The organism is Streptomyces sp. NPDC092952 (genome assembly GCF_044754785.1).
Lineage (GTDB): Bacteria > Actinomycetota > Actinomycetes > Streptomycetales > Streptomycetaceae > Streptomyces.
On sequence record NZ_JBIVPT010000010.1, the window covers coordinates 233,967 to 249,187 of the forward strand.

The 15,221-nt window shown below is 68.5% G+C and carries 15 protein-coding genes and 1 pseudogene; 8 read left to right on the plus strand and 8 right to left on the minus strand.

Translation table 11 applies throughout. The features are described 5' to 3' along the window. The first annotated feature begins 100 nt into the window (after positions 1 to 100). Positions 101 to 610: a hypothetical protein gene (locus ACIQGQ_RS24160; RefSeq protein ID WP_402398743.1), complete on the plus strand. Its 510-nt coding sequence runs from the start codon at positions 101 to 103 to the stop codon at positions 608 to 610. Here the strand turns inward: ACIQGQ_RS24160 and ACIQGQ_RS24165 are convergent. Beyond that, positions 546 to 1,391 carry a DsbA family protein gene (locus tag ACIQGQ_RS24165; protein ID WP_402398745.1) on the minus strand — a complete coding sequence of 282 codons (846 nt, stop codon included), beginning with the start codon at positions 1,389 to 1,391 and terminating at the stop codon, positions 546 to 548. The genes ACIQGQ_RS24160 and ACIQGQ_RS24165 overlap by 65 nt on opposite strands. Positions 1,392 to 1,929: 538 nt before the next feature. On the opposite strand from ACIQGQ_RS24165, the gene ACIQGQ_RS24170 reads away from it, so the two are divergent. Next, positions 1,930 to 3,543: a helix-turn-helix domain-containing protein gene (locus tag ACIQGQ_RS24170; protein WP_402398747.1), complete on the plus strand. Its 1,614-nt coding sequence runs from the start codon at positions 1,930 to 1,932 to the stop codon at positions 3,541 to 3,543. Beyond that, positions 3,543 to 4,118 carry a transcriptional regulator gene (locus ACIQGQ_RS24175; RefSeq protein WP_402398748.1) on the plus strand — a complete coding sequence of 192 codons (576 nt, stop codon included), beginning with the start codon at positions 3,543 to 3,545 and terminating at the stop codon, positions 4,116 to 4,118. Before ACIQGQ_RS24170 ends, ACIQGQ_RS24175 begins: the two co-directional genes overlap by 1 nt. Before the next feature lie 84 nt (positions 4,119 to 4,202). On the opposite strand, the gene ACIQGQ_RS24180 is transcribed toward ACIQGQ_RS24175, so the two are convergent. After that, a complete protein-coding gene (locus tag ACIQGQ_RS24180; RefSeq protein WP_402398750.1) occupies positions 4,203 to 4,742 on the minus strand; it encodes a hypothetical protein in 540 nt (179 codons plus the stop codon). Positions 4,743 to 4,878: 136 nt separating this feature from the next. Between ACIQGQ_RS24180 and ACIQGQ_RS24185 the strand changes: the two genes are divergently transcribed. After that, the gene (locus ACIQGQ_RS24185; protein ID WP_402398752.1) at positions 4,879 to 5,427 is read left to right on the plus strand and encodes a chloramphenicol phosphotransferase; all 549 of its coding nucleotides are present in this window, start codon (positions 4,879 to 4,881) and stop codon (positions 5,425 to 5,427) included. A 108-nt stretch (positions 5,428 to 5,535) separates the two neighbouring features. On the opposite strand, the gene ACIQGQ_RS24190 is transcribed toward ACIQGQ_RS24185, so the two are convergent. The 5 genes and pseudogenes from ACIQGQ_RS24190 to ACIQGQ_RS24210 form a co-directional block, all read right to left on the minus strand. Then, entirely contained in the window at positions 5,536 to 5,700 is a 165-nt protein-coding gene (locus ACIQGQ_RS24190) for a hypothetical protein (RefSeq protein WP_393578811.1), read from the minus strand. A 33-nt stretch (positions 5,701 to 5,733) separates the two neighbouring features. Continuing rightward, entirely contained in the window at positions 5,734 to 6,318 is a 585-nt protein-coding gene (locus ACIQGQ_RS24195; protein ID WP_402398754.1) for an IS5 family transposase, read from the minus strand. Between the two features lie 405 nt (positions 6,319 to 6,723). Beyond that, complete coding sequence (locus ACIQGQ_RS24200) at positions 6,724 to 7,380, minus strand: hypothetical protein (protein WP_402398756.1); 657 nt, start codon at positions 7,378 to 7,380, stop codon at positions 6,724 to 6,726. Positions 7,381 to 7,494: 114 nt separating this feature from the next. Next, positions 7,495 to 8,264: pseudogene (locus tag ACIQGQ_RS24205) on the minus strand (transposase). Between the two features lie 12 nt (positions 8,265 to 8,276). Then, positions 8,277 to 8,795, minus strand: coding sequence for a GNAT family N-acetyltransferase (locus ACIQGQ_RS24210; protein WP_402398758.1), 519 nt, complete (start codon positions 8,793 to 8,795; stop codon positions 8,277 to 8,279). A 435-nt stretch (positions 8,796 to 9,230) separates the two neighbouring features. Here ACIQGQ_RS24210 and ACIQGQ_RS24215 point away from each other — a divergent pair, with 435 nt between their 5' ends. The 4 genes from ACIQGQ_RS24215 to ACIQGQ_RS24230 all read left to right on the plus strand — a co-directional run bounded on the left by ACIQGQ_RS24215 (position 9,231) and on the right by ACIQGQ_RS24230 (position 12,347). Further along, complete coding sequence (locus tag ACIQGQ_RS24215) at positions 9,231 to 9,716, plus strand: hypothetical protein (RefSeq protein WP_402398760.1); 486 nt, start codon at positions 9,231 to 9,233, stop codon at positions 9,714 to 9,716. A 154-nt stretch (positions 9,717 to 9,870) separates the two neighbouring features. After that, positions 9,871 to 10,305, plus strand: coding sequence for a hypothetical protein (locus tag ACIQGQ_RS24220; protein ID WP_402398762.1), 435 nt, complete (start codon positions 9,871 to 9,873; stop codon positions 10,303 to 10,305). 1,030 nt (positions 10,306 to 11,335) lie between these two features. After that, positions 11,336 to 11,629 (plus strand): hypothetical protein, encoded by a 294-nt coding sequence (locus ACIQGQ_RS24225; RefSeq protein WP_402398764.1) that lies wholly within the window; start codon positions 11,336 to 11,338, stop codon positions 11,627 to 11,629. A 10-nt stretch (positions 11,630 to 11,639) separates the two neighbouring features. Continuing rightward, entirely contained in the window at positions 11,640 to 12,347 is a 708-nt protein-coding gene (locus ACIQGQ_RS24230; RefSeq protein ID WP_402398766.1) for a helix-turn-helix domain-containing protein, read from the plus strand. 293 nt (positions 12,348 to 12,640) lie between these two features. Here ACIQGQ_RS24230 and ACIQGQ_RS24235 read toward each other — a convergent pair. Beyond that, the coding region (locus ACIQGQ_RS24235; RefSeq protein WP_402398768.1) for a tectonin domain-containing protein at positions 12,641 to 15,221 on the minus strand (2,581 nt) is incomplete at its 5' end.

Genomic DNA, 15,221 nt, shown 5'->3' on the forward strand with positions numbered 1-15,221 from the left:
ACGTAAATGCAACGCATGTTTTTTAAGCGACGGGTGTCGTGCAGTCAGGGAGGAGCCGGCCGCGCCACGCCGTGCGCCACCCCCGAAGACCTTCCCGCGCATGACCGGCCTGTCCGGACTCGTCGTCGCCGGCGGCGTGCAGAACATGTCCCAGATCCCGCTCACCGCAGCAGCCCTCGTCGGCGACCGGTTCGGCCGCCCCGACCCGTACTCCGGCTCCCGCGGATGGCGCAAGCGGTACGGCAACCAGACCGTCAGCCAGTTCCACGCCGCCGAGCTGATGGCCCGCCACTGGGACATCTCGCGCGAGGAGATGGAGGAATTCGCCCTGGTCAGCCACCGCCGGGCCGCCCACGCGGTCGACTCCGGCCGGTTCGGGCCCGAGATCGAGCCCTACGCCGACGACGAGCACGCCCTCGCGGCCGACGAAGGCCCCCGCCGCGACACCGGCCCCGAGCCGATGGCGCAGATGAAGACCCTGACCCCCGATGGGCGGATCACCGCGGCCACCGCCTCCCAGATCTCCGACGGCGCGGCTGCCCTGCTCATCGCCTCCGAGGAGGCGGTACGCGAGCACGGCCTGCCCCCCGCGCCCGCATCCACCGGATGACCGTCCTGGGCGACGACCCGATCATGATGCTCAGCGCCCCGATCCCGCCACCCGCAAAGCACTCGCGGACGCCGGCCTCACCGAGGACGACATCGACGCCGTCGAGATCAACGAGGCCTTCGTCACGCCACGGCTCGGCCACCGCCCGCGCCACGAACCGCGCGATCACCTCAGGCGCGTGCGCCCCGGCCAGCGCCTCCGCGCCGATCACCAGGGTCGGCGAAGTCGTCACCCCGATCGCCTTGCCCCGCAGCAGGGCCTCCCGCACATACTCCTCGGCCCCGCCCCCGCCCAGGAGCCGGGCACCCTCGGCGAACCCGGTCGCGGAAGCGATCTCCTGAAGCGTCGACACCAGACTGATGTCCCTCCGCTCCACGAAATGGGCCCGCAGCACCCCCTCCAGCACGGCGTCCTGAAGGGCGGCCCCACCCTGCTCGTACGCCAGGGCGACCAACCGGTGCGCATCATGGCTCGAGGCCCGCCACGCCGCGCCCCAGCGCGGTCCGAGCCCCTCGGCGGCGGCGATCTCCGAGACCCTGGCCCGGTTCTCGGCCGCGGTCATCCCAGGTGCGCAGCCCTGCAGCGCCGCGTCCACCACCGGATCCCGCAGCACCTCCTGCAGCGGCTCCGCTCGCGCAGGCGCCATCGGGTCGATCCGGAACGGCCGCCACACCACCTCGACGGGCTCGCCGTCCCACTCCTCGAGCGCCGCTGCCAGCCGCCGTTTGCCGATGTACGCCCAGGCGCAGACCACGTCCGCCCACACTTCGATGTGCCTCATGGCTCCAACTTATTCAACATGTGTTGCTTATTCAACACTCGTCGCATATGCTGACTGAAAGTCAACTGCCGCAGACGTGCACGCTCCACGACCCGCCTGGCACGGGAAACGGTTTGTCACAGCGCGGAGAATGACCCCCATGCTTGTCCGCATGGGCGCCGAACAAGCGTTTCGTCGGTGCCCCACCAGCCTCGGCAGCGCTTCCCACGGGTCTGAGTGAACCGGAACGAGCCGGTGCCGCTCCCGACGATGCGCGCGTTGAACGTCACCCGGCCCACGACCGCCGCACAGAGACGCGGGTCGGTGAAGGTCTGCTCCCACCCGCCGTGCCCGCCCACGTTCTCGTTCCGGCTGCCGCCCTCGGCGCCCTCCGGGTCTTCGCCCTTGCCGGCCGGGGCCTGCTGCTGCGGGTCGAGCGCGAGTACGAAGGTGATCTGCCCGCCGCCGAGGCGCTTCCCTCGTTACGCGACGACCAAAACCTGTACAACCAATGCACAATCTAGAACTAACTTAAGGGCAATGCTGATACGGTTTCTGCATGAGTGATGAAGTGAGTGTCGAATCGTTGCTCGAAGAAGCCCGCCTGGCGGCCGAGATGCCCCCGCCGGAAGAGCGCCTGCGGCTGCGCGAGGCGGCCGGGCTGACCCGGGCCCAGGTCGCTGCCGCGGTCGGCGTCGCACGAGGCAGCATCACGAACTGGGAAACCGGGGCCTCCAACCCCGCCCCACCCGCCCGCCTGCCCTACCTGCGCCTGCTCCGCGGCCTCGCGGAAATCCACCCCGCACCCGCCGCCCCCGCCCCGGGTTCGGCCCCGACCATGGCTCCGCCCGCCACCGAGCCACCCAGTGCCCCGGAGTCGCCCGCCCCGGTACCCTCCACGTTCAACGGCCTGGAAACCCTGCGCGGACCGGACGGCCGCGCCATCGAGGGCGACCCCGGCCCGTGCGTCCAGTGCGGCATCGAGACCACCTACCAGTCCACCGACGGCCGCCCCCTCCACTCCGGAGCCATGTGCCGACCCGCACCCACGCCGCCCCCGGCCGCACACACCCCGGCCGTTGCCGCGCCCACTGCGGCCCCGGCCGCCCACGCCCCGACTCCGGTCTCGCCGGCCCCGGTGGCGACCCCGGTGCCGACCCGCCCGCAGCGCCGGAGCAAGTCCGCCGAGCGCGCCGAGGCCGACCTGATGGCACTCATCAGGAACGCCGTTCAGCAGGAGGCCGAGCGCGCCGGCGGTGACGAGGAAGCCGCGCTCAAGGCACTGAGCAAGCGCGCGGTCCCGGACGTCATGCACCTCTTCCACGAGACCCGGGCCACCGCCCGCTACGACTACACCGCCTACCCCGCCCTCCCCGACATCCTGCACAAGCCGTCCACGAAGGAACCGGACCAGATCTGGGAGGCCCGCCCCGCCTTCCAGAACCCCGCCTACTCCCTCCGCGCCCCCCGCGCCGACATCCAGGTCACAGCCCTCGACGTCAACGCCGCCTACCTGTCAGCACTCAAGCTGTGGCTGCCGATCGGGAAACTGGAACACACCACCGGCAGCGACGGCGTCGACCCGAAACGCTCCGGGGTCCACCTCATCACCCCCGCCCCCTGGACCCACCCCCACCTGCCCGACCCCCTCGGCGACCGCGACACCCCCGGCGCCCTCTGGATCACCGACGCCACCCTCCGCCTCCTGCTACGCCTCTCCGGCCCGAAGTGGGGCCTCACCCAGGCACCGACCATTCACGAGTCCTGGACGAGCGGCGCGACCGAGAACTTCCTGGACGCCCTGCGCAAACTGCTGGTCGCCGCCCGCGCGGAAGCGATCGCCGCCGGGGACACGCTGACGACCGAGTACGTCAAGGCCATGTACAGCAAGTTCGTCTCCACCATGGGGGAGTCGATCCACAACCGCGAGATGATCCGCCCCGACTGGATGCACAACATCCACTCCCAGGCCTACGCCCTGCACTGCGGCCGCGCGTACAAGGCGGACCGGGCCGGGCTGGGGATCGTCGCACTCAAGCACACCGACGAACTCCACCTCACCGGAGACCCCTGGACGGTCTTCTCCCAGGGGCGGGGCGTGTCCGAGATGAAGATCAAGACCGGTGACGGCAAGGCCTCCGGCATCTACATGATCGGGAAGGCGGGCAGCTGATGGCCGGGAGATGGATGGACTTCGGGAAGTACGGCGCGGACGGTGTGCCCGGGGCCGAAGCACTCGGGATCGCCCTGGAGGGCATGGTGCACGGCATCGCCTCCCCGGTCGACACCGAGCGCGGCCTCGCCGCCCGCCTGAACTACCTCACCCGGTCCGACGCCGGATACGAAGCGATGGACCGGGCCGGAATCCACATTTCCCCGCGCACCCTGATGGCCTGGCTCGCAGAAGAACGCACCCCGAACAAGGCCAACCTCGCCCGCCTGGACGCCGCGTACTGGGACCTGCGCCGCCGCAACCTCGCCACGGACCTCAAACACCGGCTCAACAACGCCGGCCGGGGCACCCGGGTGGAGATCAACCCCGTCGACCAGTCCGGAGTGGAGCAGAAGTACCAGCGGGACCTGTCCAGCCGCAGCATCTCCGTCCGGGGCGTCTGGGACCGCGCCGTGGACGCCTGGACGAACAACGACCTGGACGAGCTCGACGCGGTATGGGACGAGATCCTCGACCTGATCGGCTCCGACTACGACGGCTACAGCAACGTCTCCTCCATCGGATGGAACGCCTGAGCTGAAATGGGTGAGGCCCGGCTGGTGTCTCCAGCCGGGCCTCACCCATGAAGCCCGTACCAAACACGAGCAGCGGGGCGGGTGCTACTCCTGGCAGTGGCATCCCGCGCACACCAGGCAGCATCGGCAGTCCAGGCACTGTTCCCGCATCAGGTCCCCGCACGGCTGGAACGCGTCGCCGGGCGAGGAGTCGGGGCAGTAGCACTCGCAGCAGGAGCCGCACTTCTCGTGGACGCGGTCACGGCGGCGGCCGCCGATCACCACGGTGCCCCGCTCCCCGCAGTCCCGGCAGCGCCGGGGCCGCACCGGTGCCGGATCCGGCAGCTCGTCCATCTCCCGCGCCCACTCCCGCAGCGCCCGGAGATCTTGGGTCGTGAGCCCGGTGACCGGGTCGACCGCGTACGGCAGCAGCGGCCCCACGGTGGAGTACATCCCCCTCGCCGCGCTGAGGACCGTGCGCACGTGGTGGTCCCCGGCCCGCACCCACGCCACCGGACGATCATGGGTCTGCGCCCAGAAAGCGATCTCCTCGGCCCGCCAGACCAACTCGTCCTGCCCGTGCGGGGAGCGACCGGGGGCCTCGGGCCGGGGGTAGCGCAGCGTGCCCGTGGTCCGCAGCGGCACCGTCGGCGGCAGCGTCTCCCACCCCAGGGCGGGCAGCAGCGGCTCCAGCTCACCCGGGGCGTACGAGGAGACCAGGACCAGGTCCGCGGGGAGGTCCGCGAGGGCCCGGCCGCCTTCCGCCGCCGGGAAGTCGACGTTGGCGGCCGCCGTCCAGGAGCACGCCCGTGAGCCCCTGCTGCGCTTCGGAGTGGACGAGCTTTACCGAATGGTTCCCGGACAGTGGGCCGGTGGCGTTGCAAATGCCCGATTCGCTGAACGCGGTTTCACCTACCAGGATGTTCCGTGCATGCCTGGGGCGCGCCGGATCAACAACGGTGTCGACGCCATTGCCATGCTTCGCGCGATGAACGCGGGGATCGTGGGAATTCTCAGCGCCGGCGTCGGTGTGATCGTCGACGGCCAGGCGTTTGAGCCCGTCGTCAACACGGACCTCGAAGGCCGACTCCTGGACTTGCGTGCACGGGGGCTGGCCCGGGTCGTCTTCATCGAGCTCTCGGTCACCGACGAGCCGCTGGCTGACCGGCAGCGCCGCCACTCTCATCCGGTCGGCCTTTCACTGCATCAGAACAGCCTGCCCAAGCAGGCCACCAAACCCGACCTCGTCGTCGAGACGAGCGGTATGTCGGCCGCAGAGGTGGCCGCGTACGTGTGCCGTTGGCTCGAAAAGGAGTATCTGGAGGTGTGACCGCGGGCATACCGGCCACACCTTGTCCCCGATCGGTGCAGACCACAACCTGATCAGGCATGATCTGCTCTGTAAACGCGACAACGTACGGCCCGGCCCCGCGCCGGTTCACGCTCGCCGACGGGCCAGCCTGCGGCTCATGAGCATGGTCATCGACCACATGACCATCCACTCGTGGACGGTGGGCAGCGTCTCGTAGTCGCGTACCAGCCGGCGCGAGCGGAACAACCACGCGAACGTCCGCTCCACGCACCAGCGCCTCGGCAGCACCATGAACCCCGATACGTCGTCCGAGCATTTGACGATCTACACGGTGAGCTGGAGTTTCTCCTTCGCCCAGACGACCAGGCGGCCCGCGTAGCCGCCGTCGGCCCACACCAGCATGAGCTTCCTGTGGCGGTCCCGCACGCACTTCAACAGCGGCGCCGCCGCGTGGCGGTCCTGGACGCTCGCGGTGGTCACCATGACCGCGAGCAGCAGGCCGCGGCAGTCCACCACGATGTGGCGCTTGCGCCCCGGCACTTTCTTTCCCGCGTCGTATCCCCTTGAGGACGCGGGCACGGTGGCCGCGGCCCGTACTGACTGCGAGTCGATGACGGCGGCGGTCGGCTCCGGATCGCGGCCAGCCTCCTCGCGCACCAGGCCGCGCAGCCGGTCGTGCAGTTCGGCCAGCAGCCCCTGCGCGCCCCAGCGCCTGGCGAACGCGTAGACGCGGTCCCACGCAGGGAAGTCGCCCGGCATGGCCCGCCACGTGATCCCGCCGGCGACCAGGTAGCGCACAGCATCCAACATCTGGCGGTGGCAGTAGCTCTCCGGCTGGCCGCCCTTGCCGTTCATCCACGCCGGGATCGGCATCGCGTCCCGCACGACCCCCCACTCCGCGTCCGACATGTCCGAGGGATACCGGGGTTCGCGGCCCGGATGGTCGCCCGCGTTCCCGAACCGGTGAGCGAGGCAATCACACGACCGGGCAGCCGAGTTGGGCTGTACCGGCACGGACCCACAAGACTGCGACACGAGGGCCTCCTGTTCAGGTCGTTCGGACTTCGAAAATCCCGAGGTGGACAGGAGGCCCCGCCTTCATGCCTGCCGGATCCGAAGATCACGCGACCGAGTCACCGCACTCGAACTGGCGCCCAACAAGGTCGGTACGACAACGGCTTCTTACGGTGTCGGCGGCGGTCAGCCCGTGATCTGCGAACTCGTCGCGCAGTAACACCCCAGCGCCAACACGCTTCGGCCCCCACCCTGAGCCGTCAGGGTGGGGGCCGAAGTCGTTGGGCAGGCGCGTGCGGCTCAAGGAGTGAGGAGGTGGACGGCGGGGAGAGTCCCGGACTGTGCGGCATCCTGGTTGATGCGCAGCCCCGTGTACGCGCCCAGCGCGGTGAACACCAGGGCGGCCAGGCGCGCGCCGTGGTGTTCGTAGTAGGCGGTCACCTCGTCGGCGGTGGTGTCGGGGATGGAGGGGAAGACGGCACCGGCGGCGGTGAGCACCGCGTCCAACGCCGACTCGTGGCCGGTGGTGGTGCCGAACTCTGCGCGCCGTATCACCTCGTCGCCTTCGACGTGCAGGATGGTGGCGGGCGGGCTGTACAGGTTCCGGCTGGCGCACAGGATCTCTTCACCCGGGCCGGGCCTCATCGAGGGGACGCGGCGGAAGCCGGTTGCCCAGGTCGCGGCGTGGTCGTTCTCCAGCACGTACGTCCACTCACCCTCGCTGCCGTACATCGCGTAGGCGTAGCGGGTGGGGTCGTGGCCGGGCGGGGTGGGCTGGCTACGCAGTTCGGCCAGCGGGGTGCGGGCGGCGAGCTGATCGAGGTCGGCCCCGAGGTTGATGAGGAACTCGTCAGGGTCGATGCCTCGGGCGAGGGTGAGGGAGATGCCGCCGCGCATTCCGGGGACGGGCGTGGCGGTGTGGGCGTGGGCGCCTATCCAGGTGAGACCGTTGGTCATGGAGGGGGCCGTTCGCTGGTGGGGTGGGGTGGGGTGGGGTCGAGCTTAAGGGTTGTCCCGTAAATGATCTCCGAGTTGTCTCGGGCATGGCTTGCCGCCGTACGGCCCGCTGGTCTATCCGGCGAGGGCGAGGTTGTGCATGCGGGCAATGCCGAGCATGGCGTAGTGGACGCCGTCGCCTTTGAGTCGGCAGTCGCGGAGGATCTCCAGTTCTTCATGCGGGCGAAGATGTGCTCGACGCGGGCCCGTACCTGCTTGTGGGACTTGTTGTGTTTCTCTTTCCAGGCCGGAAGTTCGCTCTGGCCGCGCTCGCGGCGATGTGGGATGACGAGTCCTGTGCCTGGGTAGCCGCCGTCGGCGATCGTGAGGGTCTTGCCGACGGCAGCCTTGGCGCCGGACTCCTCCCATGCCTTGCAGTTGTTGCGGTTCCCGGCAAGCGGCCGGTCGACCACTACGACGAGCCGTGTGTCGGCGTCGATGACGACCTGGTGGTTGTTGGAGTACCGATAATTCTTCGACCGCTCGGCGATGGTGTGGTCGCGGGTGGGGACCAGGGTGCCGTCCACGATGAGGACGGTGTCCTTGGCGAACCGCCTGCGGAGTTGGAGCGCGAGCATCGGTCCGAGGTGGTCGATGATGCGGTCCGCCGCCGACTTCGAGATCCCGAACAGCGGGGCAAGCTGGCGCATCGTGAGGTTCGTTCGCCAGTACGCCGCGATCAGCAGGGCCCGGTCCTCGAGCGAAAGGCTCCACGGCCGGCCCCTGCGGACCGCGTCCGTACCCCCGCGCCGCAGAACCGTCACCAGCTTGCCGAACTGCCGTGGGCTCAGCCCGGTGAACGGGGCTATCCAGGACGGCTCCAACGCCGTGATCACACCAGCCACATCAAGATCATCTCAGCTGGCGAGTCGATCACCCCGCTCGGTTTGGAGAGCCTTGGCGAACCAGTGATCCGCCTTGCCGTGACCTTCATACGGCTCGGTCTCCTGGTAGCCGTGTCTGGAGTACAGAGCCCGCGCCTCAATGAGTTGGGTGTTGGTCTCGCACACAATCCGGGTGGCACCGAGCCTTCTGGCCGTCTCCTCGACAGCCAGGAGAAGGCCCCGGCCCACTCCTGCTCCCCGTCCAGCGGGACGCACATACATCCGCTTGAGTTCCGCGGTCCCAGCGGTACCTCCCATCAACCTCACTCCTGCGCAGCCCAGAAAATCGCCCTCTTCGCTGCGTGCGATGAGGAACGCGCCGCCGGGCGGGCTGAGGTCACGATGGGGGTCCTTCGTGAGCACCTCACGGAGCTCTTCACTCGTGACCGAACGTCCCAGGACCCGCCTCCCCATCTCGCTGAAGTACTCCCGCATCACCTCGTCGACACCTGTGTCCAGGACAGATGCGGTCTCGATAGTCCAAGTAGTCATGCGCCCCATGGTCCCGGACCCGCCCGTGGCCGTCCACGGTCCTACCGATCAACTGCCAGCCGGTCTGATCTTTACGGGACAGCCCTTAGAAAGAGGGGGCCTATCGGTTGTTCAAGGTCTACTACTCCCGCTTCACGGACATGGACCAGTACTGAGCACCTCCCGTGTAGGATCCGCGATTTCGTTGACAAAGAAGGCCGACCGTTGACAGAGGATTAGCAAATCCGCGCCTCCAGTATTCCGGCGTTTCCGCAGGACGCGCTGCAAGCGAAGTCGCGGACCCTACATCCCGCCGGGGGCAAGATCCCTACACCCCACCAGGAAGCCCGCTGCGCGCCCCTCGGACGCCCTTCGAGCTCGTAACACGATCACGATCGGGGCAGTTCGGTAGCCTCGTGGGCTGCGCGCCGCGACGGGCGTGGCATCGTCGTGCAGATGAGCCATGTGAACAACGTTGACGGTTCCTCCGAAGGCGCCTGGGTTTTCGGTCTGGAGGAGATTTCCGCAGCTGACGCGAGCGAGGACGGCACGATGCATCCTCCCGTTTTCGGCAGGGCTCTGATCAGGGCACCCGAGGACACGCCACAGGCTTTGCGATGGGCAGCGGAGGAATTCGTTGACCAGTGTGGGCCCGACTGGGCAGTCTCGTCTGTCCTTCTGCAATGGCTCAAGATCGAGGCCGGCGACGAGCTACTACTGGGCGTGGAGAGCTGTGTCCTGGAGCGCGTCTCCGACGATCAGATTCGCCTTCACGCCAACTACAACCAATGGGACGATCTGGTCGTCCCCATCCCGGTTGTTCGACGCATGCTGGTCGACATGGCGCACTTCATCGTCATGGAGGCCCGCCACCCGCTGCCTGCCTGGCGGATCAGGCGACTGGGAGAGCGGGACTGGAGCCGCAGGCGCAACGCTGAGTAGGTCGGCATGCGCGACGACTTCAATAAGATCGTGTTACGAGCTCTTCGTTCGGCCCGGAGATCGGCGTACAGCGATTCCGGCCGCGATGATCACGAACGGGTCCGACCGGCGTTGAACCCGGGGACACGAACCCGCCGCCCGGGAGGCTCCGCTGATGGACCGTGAACTCACCCTGATCTGCTCGACGTGCGCCGAGGCGATCGCCTTGGACGACGGCTGCCTCTGGGTCAGCCGCCGCCAGGCCGACACCGTCCGGCAGGCATACCGGGCCCTGGAGCAGCGGCGCACCGATCCCCTCGACGGCAGCATGTCGTTCGGCCTGGCCGACCTCCTGGCCCTCCCGGAACCTGCCGTCTGGCGCGCCGACCACCGCGACTGCGACCCCGAGCGCGAGGACGGGGGCCACTACCGCATCCCCGCCGACCGCCTCCGCCTGCGTGCCGACCTCCTCGACTGGACCGCCCACCTTGCCGGGAAGGTCTGGCTGCCCCACACCGACTGGCGGGACCTCCTGCGCGAGACCCGCACCGGCAGCACCCGCCTCGCCGTCTCCGGGCCCCGCCCGCCCGCGCACCTCGCCGCGTTCTGAAAGCCGCAGCCTTGGCAGGGAGCGCGACGCCGGGAAGGACCTGTTCGTGACGACTCGGCATCACTGGCCCGGCAGTTCTGGGGATCTTGCTGGTATGACGCAGCTTGAGACGTGTCCCGTGTGCACCGGCCCGGACCTGGTCGAGTACAGCTACGGCGGCCGCAGCGCCACGGGCTACGGGCTACGAGTGCCGCGACTGCGGCCACCACTGGCGCGCCCCGGACGTTTGGCTCCGGCGCCCTTCCTGGCTGCTCAGGGGAGATCCTGGCCCTGCCCAGCAGGGACACGGCCCTTTGCGGGGCTTGGGGCGCGGTCGCTGGGAAATGGCCTTGGTACAGGTGAAGCCGATGCCCGCCCGGGAAGGGCATGGCGATCGGCTTCACTTGGACGGATGCGCCAACATCCGGCCCGCAATCCCTGGTGCGCCGGTTGGAGCCAGTAGCAATCAGGGCAAGGGCGGCCCTACTGGGAACGCGCGCCTTCTGGAGATGAGTGTGCCTGGCTAGCGGTCATCGCACTGAAGTAGGCAGGTACGAAATTGAATCAACGCAGGTCAGCTCTGCTTTAGTGAGGTGTGCGCCCTGTACTGCGTGGTAGGGCGAACGCAAGCGGTACGGCTTGCCCGGCTCCGGTTCGCAGCCTGCGTGTTCAGGCCCTATGACCTACGCCCTCCCCCCTCGGGCATCCCTTTTTTATGCATTGAGGGTTGTCGTGCTGTCGTGCTGTCGTGGTAGGCGTTGAGCACCGCTCTGACCTGCACTGCAGAGCCATGCCATGGCCTCCTGACGGCCCGCCGGCCCGATACATCACGTCCTTGATGCAACAGGCCGAGCATTGGCACGTTGGTGAGACAAGTGGCTGACCCCCTCTCAGGACCCCTTACGAGCCTGGGAAACTTGCCCCAGCAGTCCACGTGTGCCCAGGGAGCGCCAACTCCCGAAGACCGCACCACACGGACTTTCCGGTTGGAGCCAAGAAGCACCGTCCGGCGATCTCACGGTCGCCGGACGGTAGTTAGGGAGACCCTGTCATGGGCAAAAAACCCATTGTTGCGGCGAGTACCGCGACCATCGAGTCGGCGTCGGCCGACACCACCATCACGATGAGCAGCCGGTTCGCCATGCCACACGCACTGGTGATCATCGCGTCCATTGCCACCGCCGCGTTCCTCGCCCCCGACGCGATGACCGTCCAGGACGTCCTGCTGCTCCTGGCGGGCGCCGGCGGAATCGGCGCCGGAGTCGTCCTCGTGGTCGTGACCGGAGGCCGCAGCGGCAGCCGGATCGGTCGGCTCGTCCGCGCCTACTTCAGCGCGGACAACTGAGGCGGCCGCCGTGGGACGCCCCGAGAACGACGTGGACCAGACCGTTCCCGCGCGCGCGGCACTTGCGGAGTACCTCCGCTGGTGCCGTCGCGAGGCAGGCCTGACCTACAGCCAGATGTCCGAGGCGAGCCGGCTCTCGAAGGCCACCTTCGAACGCGCCGCCTCCGGCTCGACCGTGCCCGCCTGGGACACCGTTGAGCTGTTCATCACGGTGACCTGCACTAATGACGTCTTCGGACTCGAGGCGTACTTGACCCGCGGCCACGAATTGTGGGTCAGGGCCCGCCGGGCTACCCGAGCGCCGTACTACGTCCACAAGGCACCCGACCCCACCCTGCTCTCGGACACCGCGGGCTTCCTCCGCGCGCTGCGCCACCAGCATGTGTGGGCCGGCTACCCGACTCCCGGCGAGATGGAGTCGATGGCCGGGACCGGGATGCTCCCCAAGTCCACCGTCCGTCGCATCATTGCCGGGGACGCATTGCCCGTGGACCCCCCGCAGACTCTGGCCTTCCTGCAGGCCTGCTACGTACGGGGAGAAACGGAACTCGAACGGTGGCTCTCCGCCGCCGTCCGGGCCCTGCGCGATGACCCGACCCGGTCGAAGGACATCAGTAAATGGGTAAAGGCCCACCAGGAAATGGTTCGGAGGGCCAAGAAGAAGGAGTTCGACTCGGTGACCTTGCCGCGCAACCAGGAGAGACAGCGTGCAGCGTGAGGCGTTGTAGCGCCTGGCCCGGAGCGCCTGTTCGACCGGGTCGGCGGGAGCCTGGTCGAACAGGCGCATGCTGATTGATCAGCGACAATCGACATCCACTCCTAACGCCCCAGCCGCTGGGCCCGACCGGTGTTTTCGCTGGTCGGGCCCCTGCGTTTACCGCGCTCGCCACTCAGAGGGGCGTACAGGGCCTCGCCTCGCGGGGCCGTCCGAAGGGGAACACGTGACGCCGATACCCAGCAGCGCCGGGGAACGGGGCTCGCACCCGGGGCGGCGGCGAGCGTCCCGGGACTTCACGGCGTGTTGCCCACTGGTACCGGCTGGCCGTCCTTGAAGGCCAGCCCGATGTTGTAGAGAACATCGTGGCGCCAGCTGTACATGGTGTTGGGAATTGGTTCGTCAATTTTCAGGCCGGGGCGTCCGTCTGCGGTTATGCCCCTTGCGGTCATGATGAACTTGTACGGAACGGTCCGGTCACCGGAGTAGATCGGGGTCACCTGGTAATAGACGACCTGGTTTCCCGTGGTGGCGGCTTCTTTCACCTTCGCCTCGTACGCGCTCATCCTCTTGTTGTTGTCGGCATCTCCCAGGCCGTTCACGTAGTCGTTCGCTGCCCGGGAGCAGGTCGCGAGATTCCTTAGATCTGTACCGCTTCCGCCCAGCTGCTTTCCGAGCAGGTGACAGGCGTTCCGGCGATAACCAGGATGAGGGCCGAGGCCTGCGAGGTGATAGGCGGCGTTCAATTTGGCCCACTCGTAGCCAGGCGGAGTCACCTCCTCTACGTTGGTTCTGGTGCCGTAGTCCTTTGCTATCCATGCCTTGTCGAGGCACGCCCTGATTCCCGTCGCGCGGTTGCCGTGCGCGGTGTCCAGCGGGCCGGGGTCCGACCATCCAATTCCCTGCCTGCGGCAGTCGGAAAAGCCGCTTTCGTCCTGGTCCTCAGGCTCGTCGTTTTCTTTTCGGTCCGTGGCTTCGCGGGCGGTGTCGATGGCTTTGCGGAGGGTGTCGTACGTCTTCTTGGCCTGTTTCGCCTCATCGACGAACTTGGGGTACTCCTTGGAGAACTTGGTGACGGCTCCCCAGAGCTTTCCCGTCTTCTTGGCGGCGCCGATCCCGAGTACGGTGCTTCCGACGTCGACGGCCGCCCAGAGGCAGGTGAACAGGTCGCCCTGGGTGCACTTGATGATGTTGTCGATGCCGAAGGTGTCGATCAGGACGTCGAGGCCTTCCTCCTTGAGCCAGTCGGTGAGGCTGGTCTCGAGGAGTTTCTTCGCGTCGCGGTATTCCCTGACGCAGTCCCGGCCGGGCTCGCAGTTCTCGGCGAGGAGCTGTTCGTCCTGGTGCTGCTGCGCGATATCGGCGGCCCCGCCGATCCGGGTCCAGCCGACGCTGGTTCCGGTGGCGCCGTTCCACCGGTAGGCGGTGGTGAGGTCGGGGGAAAGGCCGTAGAGCTGGGTGTCGCTGACGGCGAAGGTGGCGCCGGGGCCGCCGATCGCGGTCCAGTCGTCGGGCGCCCCGTTGTACTTGTGGATGTTGCCGGTGCCCGGTGCGGTGGCGAACAGGCCGGCCCCTCCGGCGTAGAGGCTCTTCGCGGGCCCGCCGATCCGGGTCCACTTGTCGCTCTTGCCGGTCCATTCGTAGACGGCCGTGCGGTCGGGAGCGATGCCGTAGACGCGGTCCTCGCCGACGGCGAAGGTGGCGCCGGGGCCGCCGATCCGGGTCCACTTGTCGCGCTTGCCGCTGTACTTGTAGAGGTCGCCGCTGTCGGGGTTGGTCGCGAAGAGTCCGGCTCCTCCGGCGTAGATGCTCTTCGCCGGCCCGCCGATTTTGGTCCAGGCGTCGCCGTGCCACTCCCCGATGCCGTCGGGGAGCAGCCGGTAGAGGTGGTCACCGGTGGCAGCGAACTGGCCACTCGCACCGCCGACCGGGTCCCAGTTGCGGGTGTCGGCGTTGTACTTGCGGACCTGCTCGCTGTCGGGCCCGGTCATGAAGACGTCCGCACGGCCCGCGTAGACGGCGTTCACGGGGCCGCTGAGCGGCGACCAGCCGTCGCTGCCGCGCTTCCAGAGGGCGCTGTTGTCGGCGCTGAGGGTGTAGAGGTCGTCCTGGGCGGTGACGGCCATGCGGGTGGTGAGGCCGGCCGCCGTTTCGGAGGGGCCGGCGGGCTGGACCGGCTCGGGGACGATCTCCCGCTGGCCGTCCGTGTCCGTGGCGGGGTTCTTGCCGTCACTCTCCGAGCCCTCCGGGGGCAGGTCCTCGTCGGTCTCCGGTGCTTCTGGTGCGGGCGGCTCGGGTACGTCCTGGGCGGTGTCCTGCGGCTGGGGTGGTGCGGGCGGGGGAGTTTCCTGGACCGGGGGAGGGGCCGGTGCGGTCACGGGTGCTCCGAGCGGCGCCCAGCCGGTTCCGGTACCGGTCCACTGCAGGACCGCGGTTCCGTTCGGGGCGAGGCCGTAGAGGTGGGTGCCGCTGACCGTGAACCCGGCGCCGGGTTCACCAGCCTTGGTCCAGGAGTCGGGCTGCCCGTCGTACCTGCTGAGCGTCCCCGTGCTGGGGTCGGTGGCGAAGAGGCCGGCGCCGCCGGCGTACAGGTCCTGGGCGGGTCCGCCGACCTTGGTCCAGTCGGTGCCCTGTCCGTTCCATTCGTAGACCGCGGAGTGGTCCGCGGCGAGGCCGTAGAGGCGGTCGTTGGTGACGGCGAAGTCCGCGCCGGGCTCACCGACCTGTGACCACGCCTCCGGGGTGCCGTCGTACTTGAAGACCTTGCCGGTGTCCGGTGCGGTGGCGAAGAGGCCGGCGCCGCCGGCGTACAGGTCCTGGGCGGGTCCGCCGACCTTGGTCCAGTCGGTGCCCTGTCCGTTCCATTCGTAGACCGCG